Source organism: Nocardia grenadensis, assembly GCF_050942415.1.
GTDB lineage: Bacteria > Actinomycetota > Actinomycetes > Mycobacteriales > Mycobacteriaceae > Nocardia > Nocardia grenadensis.
Map to the genome: position 1 here is coordinate 6308373 of NZ_CP192054.1, position 16424 is coordinate 6324796.

Sequence of the window (16424 nt, forward strand, 5' to 3'; positions counted from 1 at the left end):
GGTTCCCCGCACCGGAACCCCTGCGCCTCCGTCGGACCAATGGCGATTCGATCCGACGCAGGAAACGCGGGAAGCCATCCGGGAAAGGTTGGCTTCCCGCACTCTCCGGCCCGCCGGGCCGTCGGGTTCAGCGCGCCGCGAGCGCGGCCACCGCGTCGTAGTCGTGCGCGGCGACCACCTCGATACCGTCCGGCAGCGCGTGCAGCCGGTGGATGGTCTCGAAGGCGATATCGCGGTCGGCGTCGAACAATCGCCCGGGCATGGGCGCCTTCTCCCGGATCAGTTCGATCTGCAGCCGGTTCCATACCGAGTCGCCGGCGAGCAGCACCCGGCGTCCGTCACTCGTGGCCAGCAGGACGCCGATACTGCCCGGGGTGTGCCCGGCCAGGTCCACGAGTAGTACCGAACCGTCCCCGAACAGATCCAGGCTGCGCGCGAAGGTGAGCACCGGCGGACCGTCGAGCTCCAGCGGTTCCAGCGACCGGCCCTCCAGTGGCCCCCGCACCACACCGGTCGGCGCGTGCGGACCCCGCAGCGCCCAGCCCAGTTCCGCGGACGGCAACCGCGCCGGCACCGAATTCGGCAGTTCGAGCACCCCGGAAATATGATCCCAGTGCAGGTGGGTGGGCAGTACGAAATCGACAGTGGCGGGGTCGAGATCGCGTGCGGCCAGTGCGTCCGCCAGCCCGAGGACCGGTTCGTCCGGCGCCACCAGTGACGGAATCGGGAAGGGCAGCCCCGGCAACACCCGCCGGTGGACATGTGCGCACAGTGCCGGGTCCACGACGAACCGCGCCGAGGGATGCTCGACGATATAGGCGCCCATCGCCATGGGCAGATGCCCAAGACTTCGCACGCCCTCAGCGACGATGGTCGTCGGCGCCGACATCCGCCCCTGGACGAGCACGGTCAACTCCACACTCGCCCGGGCCGCGGGCAGCGGCGCGGATTCCAGCCGCGCCAGGAAATCGGTATCAGGCCGCCGCGGGCGCAGCAGCCGCGCCGGGGTGGCGGCCAGCGCCGCACAGCAGCGCAGCACAGTCGGGAGAGTGGGGGTTCGTCCGTCCACGGAATCGGCCACACGGCAACGGTACCGGCCGGACCCGGGAACCAGTAGCCACAGCGGGGCGGGTCCCCCGCGATACCACGACCACGCACTACCTGCCGGTCTCCGGCGGCGCGCTGTATTCCGCGCTGGATCGCACCGGCGCAAGCTAGATCAGGTGGAGACACGCCGGCCGCGCCGAGCACGGTGATCGCGCCGCCGCGCAGATATCCCACCGGTCGATCGGTCCAGACCGTTGGCGACGGAAGCCGCACGGCGCCAGGAGTTTCGGGCAAACCGAATCCCCGGATTTCTCCGGCATAATCGAGTCGTGAGGCCATCCGCTCGCCACGGCCGCCAGGCAGTCCGGCTTTCCGCAATGTCACTACGATGATCGCTTCACCCCAGGGAGTACTCTTCCTGTTCCCGGGCGAAGGCGGGGAACACGAGCGCATGGGCCGTATGCTGGCCGGCCGCTATCCGGTCTTCGCGGATGCGGTCGCCGCGGCCGGTGACGCCGTCGCCGCCGCCGGCGGGCCCCGGGTCTGGACTCCCCGATACGGCTTCCGCCCGCCCGGCGGATTCGAGCTCGCCGCGGATACCGTCGAACCTTCGGCACATCCGGAGTTCGTCCAACCCGGCCTGTTCGTCTACCAGGTCGCGCTCGCCGAACTGCTCGCCGCGTGGGGTGTGCGGCCGGATGCGGCCGTCGGTCACGGTCCCGGCGAGATCGCCGCGGCGGTGACCGCCGGGGCGCTGCCACTGGCCGAGGCCGCGAAAGTGGTGGTGACGCGCGGCCGGGCGGCGGGCCGGCTGGCGGGTTCGAGCGCGACGGCCGAACTACTGACCGCCGAGTCCGAGGCGATCCGCCTGGTACGACCGCTGGATGGCAAGGTCACGGTCGCCGCGGTCAACGGTCCGCGGTCGGTACTGGTCACCGGCGCGTCTCGCTATGTGGAGGTGGTGGTGCGCCGCGCGGAACGCCGCGGTATCGCCACCGCCCGCCACCCGCGGGATCATCCCGCGCACAGCCCGGCCATGATCGAGGCGATACCGCGATTCCTCGACGAGCTCGGCCCGGTTCGCTCCGGGCTCTCCCGCCTACCGTTGTATTCCAGTACCCACGCGGGCGCCGTCGTCGACGCGGCCGGTATGTCCGCCGGATACTGGGCCGAAAACCTCACCGGCCGCGTGGAACTCGATGCGGCGCTACGGCGGGCGGCCGATGACGGGATGGCGATGATTCTGGAGGTCGGGCCGGAATCCCTGCTCGCACCGGCGGTCCGGGCGATACCACGGTTCGCGCACACCACCTACGCAGCCGCGGACAGCTCGGATGAGGGAACCGCTTTCCTCACCTGCCTCGCGCAGTTCCACGCGGCACGCGCACTGGGCACGGCCGCGACTGCGGACGGCCGCAACGGTGTCGAGGGACAACCGGAACCGCGCGATGGCACCGCTGTGATCGCACCGGCCGGGCGGCGTCCGGGGCCGTGCGGAATCGGAACAGATTTCCCGACAATATCTTTCGATGATCGTGACACGGCTACGCGGTCGGACCGGTCACCGCGACCGGTCGGATCCACAGCCACGGCCGAGCCCGGCCGGCGATCGAACGGGGGGGATTTGCGGGCGGAGGTCACGGGTGCCGGAACGCTGGCATCGATACGGCTCGCCGATGACCCCCCACCCACAGATATCATCGCATGGACGCGGGTTGTCGATGCCAATAGGGCTATTCGCTTCATGGCCGGGCGCGTCGCGCTCGATCCGCCCATGATGATCGATCGGACCGGAACCTACGTCGTCAGTGGTGGTTTGGGTGCCCTCGGCTCGGTGATGGTGCGCCGTCTGCTCGCCGCCGGAGCACGCGATGTGGTGGTACCGACCCGGTCACCACGGCCGGTTCCGCCGCTGCTGGAGGGGTTCGAAGAGCGGATTGTGGTGGTGCGCTGCGATACCGCCGACCGCCACGATCTGGACAACGCATTGCGCGATATCCGGGAAACCGGCTGCACCATCCGCGGAGTGATCCATGCGGCACAGGTTTTCGAGGACACCGTGGTCGATGCCGCCGTATCCGTCGATATCCCGATGGGGTCGGCGACCAGGGCCCCGCAGGCGGTGGCCGAGAACTCGATACCGGATCCGGCACTCGACGCGGGCCGGCTGGCACGTCGATTCGCCCGGATCTCGGCATCGGCGGCCCATCTCATCGAACTCACCGCGGCCGACCCGGTCGCTTTCATCGCCGTGTTCTCCACCCCGGTCGTCGGAGCGCCCCGGCCCGCCGGGGCGACGACGGCCGGACCCTGGACCTATCCGGATACCGCCGACTCCCCGTAATCCGCCGCCGGTACCCGCGAGCACTGAACCTCCGGCGCGGCCCGAGCACGTGGGCCACGCCGGAGGATAGAGATCGGGTCTACCGTTGGGCGAGCAGATGGTCGCCGAGCCGGGGAGCGGGCTCAGTGATCGGTCCGGCCGAGCAGCCGGTCGGTTTCGCGACGTTCCCGTTTGGTCGGACGCCCGGTCCCGCGGTCTCGTTGTGGCAGGGCAGCGAGCACTTCCTTGGGCGGAGGCGGTGGACTGCGGTCGATCAGGCATTGGGCGGCGATCGGAGCACCTACCCGTTTTGTGATCACCCGTTCCACGACGACGATCCGCTCCAGACCGTGGTTCCGGATCCGGATCTCGTCGCCCGGACGTACCGGCTGTGCGGGTTTGGCCGTCGCCCCGTTCACACGCACATGACCGCCCCGACAGGCGGCTGCGGCAGCCGACCGAGTTTTGAACAGGCGGACAGCCCAGACCCAGGAGTCGACCCGGGCCTGGATGGTGCCGTCGTTCGGCTCGGTCGCGGCTCGGTTCACCCGCTATACGATACGACGCGCGGTGACCACATCGTCGGCGGACAGGTGGGTGTAGGAGACCGGCTCACCGGACTGCACGGCGTTCAGCAGCAGACCGTCACCGGCGTACAGGCCGACATGACCGCCACCGTTGGTGATGACGAGATCGCCGGGCTTCAGGTTGGAGAAGGCCACCGGCGCGCCCACATGGGACTGTTCGAAGCTGGTACGTGGCAGTTTGATACCGGCCTGCTTGTAGGCCCACTGGACCAGGCCGGAGCAGTCGAAGTTGGCCGGGCCGGCGGCACCCCAGGAGTACATGGCGCCGACCTTGGTCTTGGCGGCGTCGAGCGCGATATCGCCGAGGGTCTGCTGGACCGGGGCGGGCGGCGCGAAGTTGGGCAGCGCGGGAGCGGCGGGCATGGCGTGGGGGGCCTGTTCGAGGACCTGGTTCAGCTGCTGGTTGAGCTGATCGGCCTGGTTGGCGAACTGGTCCGGTACCTCGACGTCGAACTTACCGATGCCGGGGACGTCGATCGTGGTCGTCGCGGCCGAGGCGATCGCGGGCATCGTGCCCGTAGTCGCGGCCAGCGTGCCCATGACCAGTGCGCCCTTGACAGAATTAGGCAGCTTGGATTCTCGCTGCAAGCTGTGCTTACCCACCGAGCTACGTCTCCGATCCTCGTGCTCTCCCGTCGTTCCGGTCGCGCGTCCTGCTCTATTCGCGGCGGCCGACTGCGGCGGTGACCAATGGCGCCGCCTCACTTACGAAACGACTCGACTCCACTAAGTCACAAGAAGGTTACGATGCCGCCCGGGTGTTGTCCAGCCGAACGGGTGTCCTTTTCGCGCCAACAGGGAGTACACCTGCAAAGTGCAGGCGCGCCAGCGTTTTTCGACCCGGTAACAGGTCACGCGGAGGTCTCGTCCGGGCGTGTCCCGCCGATCCCGGCCGGTGTCACGGCGCGGTGGCGCGCAAGGCTCCGAAGGCCCACTAAGCCTCTCCAGAACCCGGCATAGATACGGACAGATTTTCCGATCGGTTCGCTACGGTGTGAGGGTATGGATCCCGTGCGGAACCCGTATGCGCCCGGCGCCGGCCAGCGTCCACCGGAACTCGCCGGGCGCGGCAAACAGCTCGACGCGTTCGATATCGTCCTCGAACGGATCGCCCGGGGTCGTCCGGAGCGCAGCGTGATGCTCACCGGGCTGCGCGGGGTGGGGAAGACAGTACTGCTCAACCAGTTGCGTTCGGCCGCGGTTTCCCGGGGGTGGGGCACCGGCAAGATAGAAGCCCGCCCGGACCAGGAGTTGCGCCGGCCGCTGTCCTCGGCTCTGCACACGGCCGCGCGAGCCATCGCCAAAACGCACCACAACCAGGAACGTATCGACGATTTCCTGGGCATCCTCAAAGCGTTCGCGTTGCGCGCGTCCGCGGACAAGGGCATGCGGGAGCGATGGCAACCGGGTATCGACGTACCGGCCGTGACCGGCCGCGCCGACTCCGGCGATATCGAGATCGACCTCGTGGAACTGTTGATGGAGGCCGCGGCGCTGGCCCAGGACGTCGGCGCGGGTATCGCCGTCTTCATCGACGAGATGCAAGATCTGGGCCCGGCCGATATCTCGGCCATCTGCGGCGCCTGCCACGAACTCAGCCAGGACACGGCGCCGTTGATCGTGGTGGGGGCGGGTCTGCCGCATCTGCCGGCGGTCCTGTCGGCGTCCAAGAGCTATTCCGAACGACTGTTCGGCTATCACCGCATCGACCGGCTGGACCGGGCGGCGGCCGACCGTGCGCTGATCGCGCCGGCCGAGCGCGAGGACGTGAAGTTCTCCGACGAGGCGCTCACCGCGCTCTATCGCAAGGCCGACGGGTATCCGTATTTCGTGCAAGCCTACGGCAAGGCGACCTGGGATCAGGCGCCGGGCAGTCCGATCACCGCCGAGGATGTCGAGGTGGCGGCACCGACCGCCGAGGAGGAGCTCGCGGTGGGATTCTTCGGCTCCCGGTACGAACGGGCGACCCCGGCCGAACGCGAGTACATGCGCGCGATGGCCGACCTCGCCGGTGACGACGGTCCGGTCGCCACGTCGGCGGTGGCCGCCGAGCTGGGCCGCAAACCCGCATCACTGTCGCCGGCCCGCGACGGGCTCATCAAGAAAGGTCTCATCTACTCCGCGGAGCGCGGCACCATCGGGTTCACCGTCCCGCATTTCGGGCGCTACCTGCGCAGCGTCGCCACCTGACAGCCACGCCATCAATCTATTGGCATTACTAGAGGAATTCGTAGAAAGGCGTAGAGAGTCCGATATCGTCGGCGGACCGCCACTGCCTCCGGGGCCGCTCACACAACCGCGGACCCCGGACATCCACCCGGCCAGCGGCGCACGCTCCCGCGACATCGCCTCCATACCGGCAATACATCTTTATGCCGTTTTCTAGTGCCTCGACTAGAGATGTTCATACAGCCATCGAGTCCCGCCGGAGCGATGTGTTCGCAATTCTCGCCTGAGCGCTAGACAGCCGTATAGACCCACACAGACCGTCGGTCGAGCTGTACACATCGGCCCCCAACCGAAACCCGATCTTGATCATCGGACGAGCCGGAATCGGGATTTTGACGTACTGTGTTGTAGATCACCTTGTGTGGTCGGTCACAAGCACGCCGGGCGGCCGGCGCAGTCCGGGCGGCGTTCCACATCGCGACCGGTCAGCAACTCAGGAGGTATCCATGACACGTAGCGACATCGCGGAACTCCGATACGCCGTAAACCAGCTCCGCCACTCCATCGGGGTGCTGCGCACCCATTATGGGGACGCCGGCTCCGTACGGCGGCTGGAGAACGACCTGGAACGGCTCTGCATCGATGCAGACGAACTGGAGAAGAGCCCGCCACCGCAGGTGGCGGGCCGCCGCGGCCAGGAACCCATCTACGTCCCGGACAGCAAATCCGACGAATCGGCGTGGATGGGCGCCCAGGACGAGGGCCTCGGCTTCCACTCGCGGCCGCGCACCCAGTGATCGGCCGGAGTTCACCGCCGGATAACTGAACACCGGGCATCGGGCCACAACCCGATGATCTTCGGAAGGCCGGTCACCGCACAGGCGACCGGCCTTCTTCGTTTGCGACGTGTTCACCCGCGCAAGATCGTCAGTAAATGTGGCGCAAATCACCCACCCTCTAGCTCATCGAGATTACGCAGACCCTGCTCGTTCGATAGCGAGCCGGGCGTATGGTGCTCAGCATCACATTCGATCGCGGAGGTACCCATGACCACCCGCACCGCCGATCAGCGAGGCATCGACCAGTGAGTGCCACAACGACCACGACCGCTCCCGAAGCGGGTACAGGCGTATTCAGCAGGACCCGGGCCCGGATCACCGCCCGGACCCTACGCACGGATCGGTGGTGGCTACCGCCGCTGATCACGGTGATCGGACTGGCCGCGTTCGTCATCTACGCGACCATCAGATCCTTTGTACGCACGGCGTATTGGGTACCCGACTACCACTACCTGACGCCGTTCTACTCCCCCTGCCTGAGCACCTCATGCGTCGAAGGGGCGAGCCATTTCGGCACCCCGTTCGGCGACCTGCCGATGTTCCTGCCGCTCGGGTTCCTGGTGCTGCCATTCCTGCTCGGTTTCCGGCTCACCTGCTACTACTACCGCAAGGCCTACTACCGGTCGGTGTGGTTCTCACCGCCGGCCTGCGCGGTGGCCGAACCGCACGCGAAGTACACCGGAGAGACCCGGCTGCCCCTGATCATCCAGAACGCGCACCGCTACTTCTTCTATGTCGCGGTGCTCATCTCGCTGATCAACACCTACGACGCGGTGCTCGCCTACCACGGCAGAACCGGCGGATTCGGGCTGGGTCTGGGCAGTCTGATCATCACCGGCAATGTGATCCTGCTCTGGGCCTACACCCTGTCCTGCCATTCCTGCCGGCATATCGCGGGCGGACGGCTCAAACACTTCTCCGCACATCCGGTGCGGTACTGGTTCTGGACACAGGTCTCCAAGCTCAACACCAGGCATATGCAGCTCGCCTGGACCACGCTGGGCACCCTCGTACTCACCGACTTCTACGTGATGTTGGTGGCCGGCGGCACGATTTCCGATCTTCGCATCATCGACTGAGGAGTTTGCACGGCTATGCCCGAAGTGGAGCGGCACACCTACGACGTCGTGGTGATCGGTGCCGGCGGCGCCGGACTACGCGCGGTGATCGAAGCCCGGGAACACGGTCTCTCGGTGGCGGTGGTGTGCAAATCGCTATTCGGCAAGGCCCATACCGTGATGGCCGAGGGCGGCTGCGCGGCGGCGATGGGCAACGCCAATGAGAAGGACACCTGGGAGACCCATTTCCGCGACACCATGCGCGGCGGCAAATTCCTGAACAACTGGCGGATGGCCGAACTACACGCCCGGGAGGCCCCCGACCGCGTCTGGGAGCTGGAAACCTACGGTGCCCTGTTCGACCGGACCGCCGATGGCCGGATCAGCCAGCGCAACTTCGGTGGGCACACCTACCCGCGGCTGGCGCATGTGGGAGACCGCACGGGGCTCGAACTCATCCGCACCATGCAGCAGAAGATCGTCTCGCTGCAACAGGAGGACTACGCGCAGACCGGTGACTACGAGTCACGGATCAAGGTCTTCGCCGAATGCACCATCACGGAACTGCTCAAGGACGGTGACCGGATCAGCGGCGCCTTCGGCTACTGGCGCGAATCCGGCCGCTTCATCCTGTTCGAAACCCCCGCGGTCGTGCTGGCGACGGGTGGAATCGGCAAGTCCTACAAGGTGACCTCGAACTCCTGGGAATACACCGGTGACGGCCACGCCCTGGCGCTGCGGGCCGGCGCCCGGCTGATCAATATGGAGTTCCTGCAGTTCCATCCCACCGGGATGGTGTGGCCGCCGAGCGTGAAGGGAATCCTCGTCACCGAGGGCGTCCGCGGTGACGGCGGCGTACTGAAGAACACCGACGGCGAACGGTTCATGTTCGACTACATTCCGGCGGTCTTCAAGGGGCAGTACGCCGAGAGCGAAGAAGAGGCCGATCAGTGGCTGCGCGACAACGATTCGGCGCGCCGCACCCCCGACCTGCTGCCCCGCGACGAAGTGGCCCGCGCCATCAACGAAGAGGTCAAGGCCGGCCGGGGTACCGAACACGGCGGTGTCTACCTCGATATCGCCTCGCGACTCGGCCCGGAGGAGATCATCCGCCGGTTGCCGTCGATGCACCACCAGTTCAAGGAACTGGCCGATGTGGACATCACCAAGGAACCGATGGAGGTCGGGCCCACCTGTCACTACGTGATGGGCGGGATCGAGGTCGATCCGGATACCGGCGCGGCGCACGTACCGGGGCTCTTCGCCGCCGGGGAATGTTCGGGCGGTATGCACGGGTCCAACCGGCTCGGCGGCAACTCCCTGTCCGACCTGCTGGTCTTCGGTCGGCGGGCGGGGTTGGGCGCGGCCGAGTACGTCGAAGGGCTCGCCGAGCGGCCGGCGGTGGCCGACACCGATATCGCGACGGCGGCCCGGTCCGCACTGGCTCCGTTCGACCCACCGGAGGGCGCGTCCGGGGAGAACCCGTACACCCTGCACACCGATCTGCAGCAGACCATGAACGATCTGGTGGGCATCATTCGCAAGGAAGCCGAGGTCCGCGAGGCGATCTCCCAGCTGGAGGCCCTGCGCGAGCGGTTCGCCCACGTCACCATCGAGGGGCACCGGCAGTTCAACCCGGGCTGGCATCTCGCCATAGATATGCGGAACATGCTGCTGGTCAGCCAATGCGTGGCCCAAGCCGCGCTACTGCGCACCGAGAGCCGCGGCGGACACACCCGCGACGACCACCCGGGCATGGACCCGCAGTGGCGCAACAAGCTGCTCGTCTGCGCCGCCGACGGCGCCGGAGTCGCCGACATCCCCGATATCTCGGTGACCGTGCAGGATCAGCTGCCGATGCGGGACGAACTACTCGCCCTCTTCGATTTCGGCGAGTTGGAGAAGTACTACACCCCAGCCGAACTCGCGGCCCATCCGGCCGCGGTGGACGGCGCCGCGGCCGGGACTACGCCCGAAGGCCGCGAATCAGACAGCAAGGAGGCGTGAGCGGATGAGTTACGACGCCCGGTTCCGCGTATGGCGCGGCGATACCGACGGTGGGGAACTACAGGATTTCACGGTGGCGGTGAACGAGGGCGAAGTGGTTCTCGACATCATCCACCGGCTGCAGGCGACCCAGGCGCCCGATCTCGCGGTCCGCTGGAACTGCAAGGCGGGCAAATGCGGTTCGTGTTCGGCCGAGGTGAACGGAAAACCGCGGCTACTCTGTATGACCCGTATGTCCACCTTCACGCCGGAAGATGTTGTCACTGTGACACCGCTGCGCACGTTCCCGGTGGTTCGCGACCTGGTGACCGATGTCTCCTACAACTACAAGAAGGCTCGCGAGATCCCCTCGTTCACCCCGCCGCCGGATCTGGAGCCCGGACAGTACCGGATGCAGCAGGTGGATGTGCAGCGCTCGCAGGAGTTCCGCAAGTGCATCGAATGTTTCCTGTGCCAGAACATCTGCCATGTGGTGCGCGATCACGACGAGAACAAAGAGGCCTTCGCCGGCCCGCGGTACCTCATGCGGATCGCGGAGCTGGAAATGCATCCGCTGGATGTGGCCGATCGCCGGGATGCCGCGCAGGAGCAGCACGGACTCGGCTACTGCAATATCACCAAATGCTGCACCGAGGTGTGCCCGGAGAATATCAAGATCACAGACAATGCGCTGATACCGATGAAGGAGCGCGTCGCCGACCGGAAGTACGACCCGATCGTCTGGCTCGGCAACAAGCTCTTCCGCCGCTGACCGATCCACACGACCGTCTCACAACATCGCGACCACACCGGTCGCGACCAGCCCCACCAGCACCCCGACGAACAACGCCGAGAACACCGATCCGGTGAGTACGAAAACGCCCACCGCCGATGCCGCAAAGAGCAGGCCGACGATCAATCGCGCGACGCCGTCGCCGGGCCCGAATTTGCGGAGCCGGGGACGGGAATTCTTGATCCCTGGGTCCACATATTGTTGTCTACCCGTTACCTGTTTGACCCAAACGCGGTGATCAGGGAGAGGCCGGCCCGGGCGAACAGGTAGTTATGGCCGGTCGAACTCGCCGTCGCGTACGCCGGCGGTGAAGGCCGCCCACTCGCCCGGGGTGAAGACCAGCACCGGTCCGTCGGGATTCTTGCCGTCGCGCATTCCGACATGACCGTCGGCGAGCATCGCGATCTCGACGCTGTGGGTCCCTGGCGTAGCGGCGCTTTCTCCGGTCGCGCCGCTGACCCAGCAGGCGCCGGACAGGTCCACTCTCGTACCGTTGTCGATGCTCATCCAGATTCTCCTTCACCGCCGCGGATATCGCCGTGTTTCGAGTCGAGGGTCCCGGCGCTGCGCGCCACAAGCATGTAGCGCGATGCTACGCGCAGCACCGGCCGAGGCGGGTTTACACCCGTCTACAGGAAATTTCGTGAATCGGTACCGGTAAAATCACCGAATCTCACCCGTTATCGGACCTTCTCGGCCTATGGTGAGCTGTTGGTCGTATGTGCACACCCGGAAAACCACCGCGGACAACAGGAGTCGACCGCGGGTTCAGAAGGAGGTCGTGTGATGCGGTTGAATCTGGACGCCCCGATCCCCACCCTGCTCGCCTGCGGTGACGATCCCGGCGTGATGACCCCCGAACAAGCCCATTCGGCGATGCAACTGCATCTGGACTGCACCGTCGACGAGTGCCGGGTCCGTCGGCGCGCCCGGGCCACCCTGGTGGAATCGGGCCGCTGCGTACTGGACAACCGCGCCCTCCAATAGCGAGCGGGTTCCACCGCCGTACCGGCCGCTCACCGGCCGGACCCGACAGGTTCGGCGAAGCCGGAACCTCGGATCCTCCGGACCGCGAACGCCCCTACCGGTCAGTGCCAGCGGTGATCGGTCACCGCGGCGCGCGGGCCGAACCGTGGCTTACGAGCCTGCCCACTGATCTCGAGCAGACGGATGGTGCGATAGCGATGCGGACGTACCGGTTCGAGGTAGTCGACCATCTCGGCGTCATCCATATCGCGACCGAGCAGGGTCCAGCCGACTATCGACGCCAGATGGTAATCACCCACCGACAGCGCGTCGGCGTCGCCGAAAGCGCGCTGCGCTGTCTCCGCGGCGGTCCATTCCCCGATCCCGGGGATCGTCCGGAGCCGGCGCGCGGCCTCGGCCGGGGGCAGCGTGGTCATCCGCTCCAGGGAATCGGCGAGACGGGCCACCCGTACGATGGTCCGGCTGCGCTGCGGCCCGACATTGGCCCCGTGGAAGCTCCATGAGGGAATACGGCTCCAGGCCGCCGCGTCCGGCGGTACCAGCATCCCCGCCGGGGCCGGGCCGGGCGGCGGACTGCCGAACAGGTGCACCAGGCGGCGCCACGCGGCATGGGCGGAGACGATCGTCACCTTCTGTTCCAGGATCGCCGGGATCAGCGCTTCGAGCACCCGGCCGGTGCGCAGCATCCGCAGCCCGGGATACCGCTGGTGCGCGGCCGCCACCGTGGGGTGGATCGGTACGAAATCGTCGACCCGCTGGTCCAGGCACAGCATGCGATCGAGCTCGTCCAGGAACTCCGCGGCGCCCACGCCCCACGCGTCCGCGGTGACGGTCAGCGGATCGTCCTGGACCAGCCGGTAGGTGACCGGCCCGGTCGCCATGCGCGAGGTGTGCCAATGTGCCCCGTCCGGGGTGATCTGGTGACAGGGGTCGCCGGGCCCGCGGCGCAACGGCGCGAGGGTATGGGCGAGGTGGACCGGGGCGTCGGCGGACAGGGTCCGCGTCACCCACGCATCATCGGTGGATCCGGCTGCTCGGACAGGCACCATGCCATTGTGCGCTGCCCGGAGTAACGCCGTACGATCGCCCGGCGATGAAGACGCAGTTGAGCAAATATGCGGTTTCTGCCGTGACTGGAGGTTCCTATGATCACCGAAGCGCTCAATTGGTTACTCGATCTCTGGGGTTCGGTTTTCGCCGGTAGCTCCGGCTACCAGATTCCACCCGAGACCCTCCCATTCGGGAGTTGAGCTCTTACCAACAGCGGCCGCCCATTCGAGGTCGGCCGCTGTTCGATAACCAGGAACCCGCAGCTCACCCGGAATCAATTGTCTCCCAGCAGGATCTGTGCCAGATGTCGTCCGCGGCGGGCGGTGAGCTGGGCGGCCTGGGTCCGGCAGGAGAATCCGTCGGCGACCACCACGGCATCCGGCCCGGCGCTCTCGATTGCTGGCAGTATTCCGTTGCCTGCCACCGCCGCCGATATCTCGTAATGCCCTTTCTGCATTCCGAAATTACCCGCCAAGCCGCAACATCCTGCGATCTCTGTCACATTTACCCCCATCTGGGCAAATACCTGGCGATCTGCGTCGAAGCCGAGCACCGAATGGTGGTGACAATGCGGCTGGACGACCATCGTGCGGCCGGGGAGCCGGGGTGGACGCCAGTCCGGTTGCGCGGTGAGGAACTCGGCGAGCGTGCGTACCGCGGCCGCCACCGGCCGAGAACGCGGGTCCTCGGGCAGTAGCTCCGGCAGATCGGCCCGTAACACCGCGGTGCAGGAGGGTTCGAGGCCGATCACCGTCCCACCGGCCCGCACATGGTCGTCGAGGGCGTCGAGCGTGGCACGCAGCCGCGCCCGGGCGCCGTCCAGCTGCCCGGTGCTGATCCAGGTCAGTCCACAGCACACCGGCCGATGTGGCACCACCACTCGGTAGCCGAGCGTATCGAGCAGGCGCATCGCCGCCACCGCGATATCCGGATCGAAGGCATTGGTGAAAGTGTCGATCCACAGCATCACGGTGGTCGCGTCCGGCTTCGCCACCCGCTGCTTCGCCGCCTCCCGGCGCCGGCTGCGCCGGAAGGACCGCGGTGCGAGCTCCGGCACCTCCCGGCGTGGATCCATCCCGGCGGCCCGCATCCCGAGCCGGCGCAGCGGCCCGATCCCGGCCAGCGCGTTGACCAGCCGCGGCGCCCGGGTGGCGGCGGCCAGCCAGCGCGGGAGCATACCCAGCGTGTAGTGGTCGCGGGGGCGCAGCCGACCGCGGTAGCGGCGGTAGAGGGTTTCGGACTTGTAGGTCGCCATATCGACGCCCGCCGGGCAGTCCGTTCCGCAGGCGCGACAGGACAGGCACAGGTCCAGCGATTCGGCCACCTCGGGCGCGGACCAGTCCAGTTCCCCCCGGACCACCTCCTGCAATACCCGGGCCCGGCCGCGGGTGGTGTCCTTCTCGTCGGCCGTCGCCAGATAGGAGGGGCACATGAAACCACCCGTGCCGCGGGTATCGGCCCGGCATTTGCCCACCCCGACACAACGGTGCACCGCGGTGGCCAGGTCCCCGGCGTCATCGGCGAAGGCGAAGCCGCCCGCGCGCGGCAGCGGTGGCAGACCCGCCAGCCGCAGGTCGGCATCGAGCGGGCGCGGCTGCACCAGCACACCCGGGTTGAGGAGGTTCGCGGGATCGAACAGCGCCTTGTAACCGGCGAAGACCGCGCGGACCTCGGGTGAGTACATGATCTCCAGCAGTTCCGACCGGGCCCGGCCGTCGCCGTGCTCCCCGCTCAACGAACCACCGTGGCCTACCACCAGATGCGCCGCGTCGGTCAGGAAGGCCCGGAAGCGTTCCGGCGCGGTGGCGATGGGCAGGTCCAGCCGCACATGGATACAGCCGTCGCCGATATGCCCGTAGAGCATTCCGTCGACCTTGTGCTCCCGGGTCAGCTCATCGAAATCGCGCAGGTAGGCACCGAGCCGGGCGGGCGGGACCGCCGCGTCCTCCCAGCCCGGCCAGGCGGGCTCACCGTCGCGGGTGCGTCCGGCCAGACCGGCGCCGTCGGCCCGGATCCGCCACAGCGCCGCCGCGGCGCCGGGGTCTTCGATGATCCGGCTGTCCAGCGCACCCGCCGCCCGGCACAATCGGCGGGCCGCGGCGTGGGTGGCGGCCGCGTCCTCCCCCGCCAGTTCCACGAACAGCCAGCCGGTGCCACGCGGCAGATCGGGGACCCGCCGGCCGTGTGCGCGCACCATCTCGATCAGCCGGGCATCGATACCCTCGACCGCCACCGGCGCGACCGAGACCACCGCGGCGATATCGTCGGCGGCGGTCGCCAGATCCGGGTACCCGAGCACGACCAGCAGGGTCGCCGCCGGGATCGGCACCAGTTCCACCTCGGCTTCGAGTAGCACACCGCAGGTGCCTTCGGCGCCGACGAACGAAGCGGCCACCGAACCGCCGCGTTCCGGCAGCAGATGTTCGAGCCCGTAGCCGGATGCCTGCCGGTCGAACCGGCCCAGGTCGGTGCGCAGTACAGCGAGGGATTTCGCGGTGAACTCCGGGAGCCCGGGAACCGCGTCCAGCGAGTCGGCGAGGTGGCGGGACGCGCCGGTACCGTCGATGATCCGCAGCTCCCGGACCCGGTCGGCGGTGCGGCCCCACGCGATGGCGTGCGGACCGCAGGCGTTGTTGCCGATCATGCCGCCGAGGGTGCAGCGGTTCTGGGTGGACGGATCCGGCCCGAAGCGCAGCCCGTATTCGCGGGCCCGGCGCTGCAACTCCGACAGCACCACGCCCGGCTGCACCCGGGCGGTCCGCCGATCCGGATCGATCTCCGCGATACCGGTCATATGCCTGCTGAAATCGAGGACGATGCCAGGACCGACCGCATTGCCCGCGACCGAGGTGCCGCCGCCCCGCGGGGTCACGGCTGTGCCCGCGCTCCGCGCGACCTCCAGTACGGCCGCCACGTCGTCGTCGGACCGGGGGAAGACCACCGCCGCGGGCAGTACGCGGTAGTTCGAGGCGTCCGACGAGTACTCGACGCGCCGTCGGTGTGAGATGTCCACCGCCGCGGCACCGATCCGCGCACTCAGCTGCCGTGCGAGTGTGTCCCGTCGTGCGTCGTGGTCGGTCACAGGACCCAGAGTAGCCAGCCGGCAAGGGGGTCCGGAAACATCGACGAGGTCGCGCTGAGCAGTTACTGCGGATAGCGATCCGATCCGGGCGTGCGCATTCCACGCACAGGTGCACCGTTCGGGCGATATTCCCAGTTCGAAAAGCGGGTTTTCGGTTCCGAAGCGGGGTGGTAGACGGTTTCTCTGGGCACCGGCCCGTTGCCGGTGGGTTCCTGCCTTGGAAGGACATTATCCCCTTGTTTCTCCATTTCGACCTTCGGGATATTCCAACTGGTTGCCGGCATCACCGAAATCTTTCTGCGTTCTATTTTTCCTGCCTCCACACCGCCCGATCCAGATCGAGAAGAAGGGAACGGAAATGAGTGACTACGCAGAATTCCACGGCCCCTGCGGGGAAAGTAAAGACAAGCGCCATCCGAAGGTGGTGACGTCGCAGTCCCATCTTTAACGCGATCAGGAAGTCCGCCTGAACGGCAACTCGAACCTCAGCACCTGCATCGTCG

15 protein-coding genes are annotated in these 16424 nt (G+C 67.5%); 7 read left to right on the top strand and 8 right to left on the bottom strand.

Annotated features, from left to right (window positions below):
• Positions 1-127: 127 nt before the first annotated feature.
• Positions 128-1081, bottom strand: a complete 954-nt coding sequence (locus ACQPYS_RS28825; protein WP_433491339.1) for an MBL fold metallo-hydrolase — start codon at positions 1079-1081, stop codon at positions 128-130.
• 354 nt (positions 1082-1435) lie between these two features.
• Between ACQPYS_RS28825 and ACQPYS_RS28830 the strand changes: the two genes are divergently transcribed.
• Complete coding sequence (locus ACQPYS_RS28830) at positions 1436-3391, top strand: acyltransferase domain-containing protein (protein WP_433491340.1); 1956 nt, start codon at positions 1436-1438, stop codon at positions 3389-3391.
• A gap of 122 nt (positions 3392-3513) precedes the next feature.
• On the opposite strand, the gene ACQPYS_RS28835 is transcribed toward ACQPYS_RS28830, so the two are convergent.
• Both ACQPYS_RS28835 and ACQPYS_RS28840 read right to left on the bottom strand, forming a co-directional pair.
• On the bottom strand, positions 3514-3918 hold the full coding sequence (locus tag ACQPYS_RS28835) for an RNA-binding S4 domain-containing protein (protein WP_063041963.1): 405 nt from the start codon (positions 3916-3918) through the stop codon (positions 3514-3516).
• 3 nt (positions 3919-3921) lie between these two features.
• Positions 3922-4560 (bottom strand): C40 family peptidase, encoded by a 639-nt coding sequence (locus ACQPYS_RS28840; RefSeq protein ID WP_431941601.1) that lies wholly within the window; start codon positions 4558-4560, stop codon positions 3922-3924.
• A 399-nt stretch (positions 4561-4959) separates the two neighbouring features.
• Here ACQPYS_RS28840 and ACQPYS_RS28845 point away from each other — a divergent pair, with 399 nt between their 5' ends.
• The 5 genes from ACQPYS_RS28845 to ACQPYS_RS28865 all read left to right on the top strand — a co-directional run bounded on the left by ACQPYS_RS28845 (position 4960) and on the right by ACQPYS_RS28865 (position 10781).
• On the top strand, positions 4960-6147 hold the full coding sequence (locus tag ACQPYS_RS28845) for an ATP-binding protein (protein ID WP_063041967.1): 1188 nt from the start codon (positions 4960-4962) through the stop codon (positions 6145-6147).
• Between the two features lie 485 nt (positions 6148-6632).
• Entirely contained in the window at positions 6633-6923 is a 291-nt protein-coding gene (locus ACQPYS_RS28850; RefSeq protein WP_063041969.1) for a hypothetical protein, read from the top strand.
• A gap of 287 nt (positions 6924-7210) precedes the next feature.
• Entirely contained in the window at positions 7211-8044 is an 834-nt protein-coding gene (locus tag ACQPYS_RS28855) for a hypothetical protein (protein ID WP_431941600.1), read from the top strand.
• A gap of 15 nt (positions 8045-8059) precedes the next feature.
• On the top strand, positions 8060-10030 hold the full coding sequence (locus ACQPYS_RS28860) for a fumarate reductase/succinate dehydrogenase flavoprotein subunit (protein WP_063041973.1): 1971 nt from the start codon (positions 8060-8062) through the stop codon (positions 10028-10030).
• Between the two features lie 4 nt (positions 10031-10034).
• Entirely contained in the window at positions 10035-10781 is a 747-nt protein-coding gene (locus ACQPYS_RS28865; protein WP_063041975.1) for a succinate dehydrogenase/fumarate reductase iron-sulfur subunit, read from the top strand.
• An 18-nt stretch (positions 10782-10799) separates the two neighbouring features.
• Here the strand turns inward: ACQPYS_RS28865 and ACQPYS_RS28870 are convergent, their stop codons facing one another.
• Both ACQPYS_RS28870 and ACQPYS_RS28875 read right to left on the bottom strand, forming a co-directional pair.
• Positions 10800-10997: a hypothetical protein gene (locus ACQPYS_RS28870; RefSeq protein WP_030524513.1), complete on the bottom strand. Its 198-nt coding sequence runs from the start codon at positions 10995-10997 to the stop codon at positions 10800-10802.
• Positions 10998-11072: 75 nt separating this feature from the next.
• Positions 11073-11309: a DUF397 domain-containing protein gene (locus ACQPYS_RS28875; protein ID WP_431941599.1), complete on the bottom strand. Its 237-nt coding sequence runs from the start codon at positions 11307-11309 to the stop codon at positions 11073-11075.
• A 279-nt stretch (positions 11310-11588) separates the two neighbouring features.
• On the opposite strand from ACQPYS_RS28875, the gene ACQPYS_RS28880 reads away from it, so the two are divergent.
• The gene (locus ACQPYS_RS28880) at positions 11589-11789 is read left to right on the top strand and encodes a hypothetical protein (RefSeq protein ID WP_063041979.1); all 201 of its coding nucleotides are present in this window, start codon (positions 11589-11591) and stop codon (positions 11787-11789) included.
• Between the two features lie 101 nt (positions 11790-11890).
• Here the strand turns inward: ACQPYS_RS28880 and ACQPYS_RS28885 are convergent, their stop codons facing one another.
• The 3 genes from ACQPYS_RS28885 to ACQPYS_RS28895 form a co-directional block, all read right to left on the bottom strand.
• A complete protein-coding gene (locus ACQPYS_RS28885) occupies positions 11891-12838 on the bottom strand; it encodes a DNA-3-methyladenine glycosylase family protein (RefSeq protein WP_433491341.1) in 948 nt (315 codons plus the stop codon).
• A 275-nt stretch (positions 12839-13113) separates the two neighbouring features.
• A complete protein-coding gene (locus ACQPYS_RS28890) occupies positions 13114-15921 on the bottom strand; it encodes an FAD-binding and (Fe-S)-binding domain-containing protein (protein ID WP_433491342.1) in 2808 nt (935 codons plus the stop codon).
• A gap of 62 nt (positions 15922-15983) precedes the next feature.
• Positions 15984-16244, bottom strand: coding sequence for a hypothetical protein (locus tag ACQPYS_RS28895; protein ID WP_433491343.1), 261 nt, complete (start codon positions 16242-16244; stop codon positions 15984-15986).
• Positions 16245-16424: the final 180 nt, after the last annotated feature.

What these genes read in the sequence shown, in the direction of transcription:
- ACQPYS_RS28865 (WP_063041975.1), top strand. Translation starts at nt 10,035, where the DNA reads ATGAGTTACGACGCCCGGTTCCGCGTATGGCGCGGCGATACCGACGGT.
- ACQPYS_RS28845 (WP_063041967.1), top strand. Translation starts at nt 4,960, where the DNA reads ATGGATCCCGTGCGGAACCCGTATGCGCCCGGCGCCGGCCAGCGTCCA.
- ACQPYS_RS28830 (WP_433491340.1), top strand. Translation starts at nt 1,436, where the DNA reads ATGATCGCTTCACCCCAGGGAGTACTCTTCCTGTTCCCGGGCGAAGGC.
- ACQPYS_RS28850 (WP_063041969.1), top strand. Translation starts at nt 6,633, where the DNA reads ATGACACGTAGCGACATCGCGGAACTCCGATACGCCGTAAACCAGCTC.
- ACQPYS_RS28880 (WP_063041979.1), top strand. Translation starts at nt 11,589, where the DNA reads ATGCGGTTGAATCTGGACGCCCCGATCCCCACCCTGCTCGCCTGCGGT.
- ACQPYS_RS28875 (WP_431941599.1), bottom strand. Translation starts at nt 11,309, where the DNA reads ATGAGCATCGACAACGGTACGAGAGTGGACCTGTCCGGCGCCTGCTGG.
- ACQPYS_RS28860 (WP_063041973.1), top strand. Translation starts at nt 8,060, where the DNA reads ATGCCCGAAGTGGAGCGGCACACCTACGACGTCGTGGTGATCGGTGCC.
- ACQPYS_RS28885 (WP_433491341.1), bottom strand. Translation starts at nt 12,838, where the DNA reads ATGGTGCCTGTCCGAGCAGCCGGATCCACCGATGATGCGTGGGTGACG.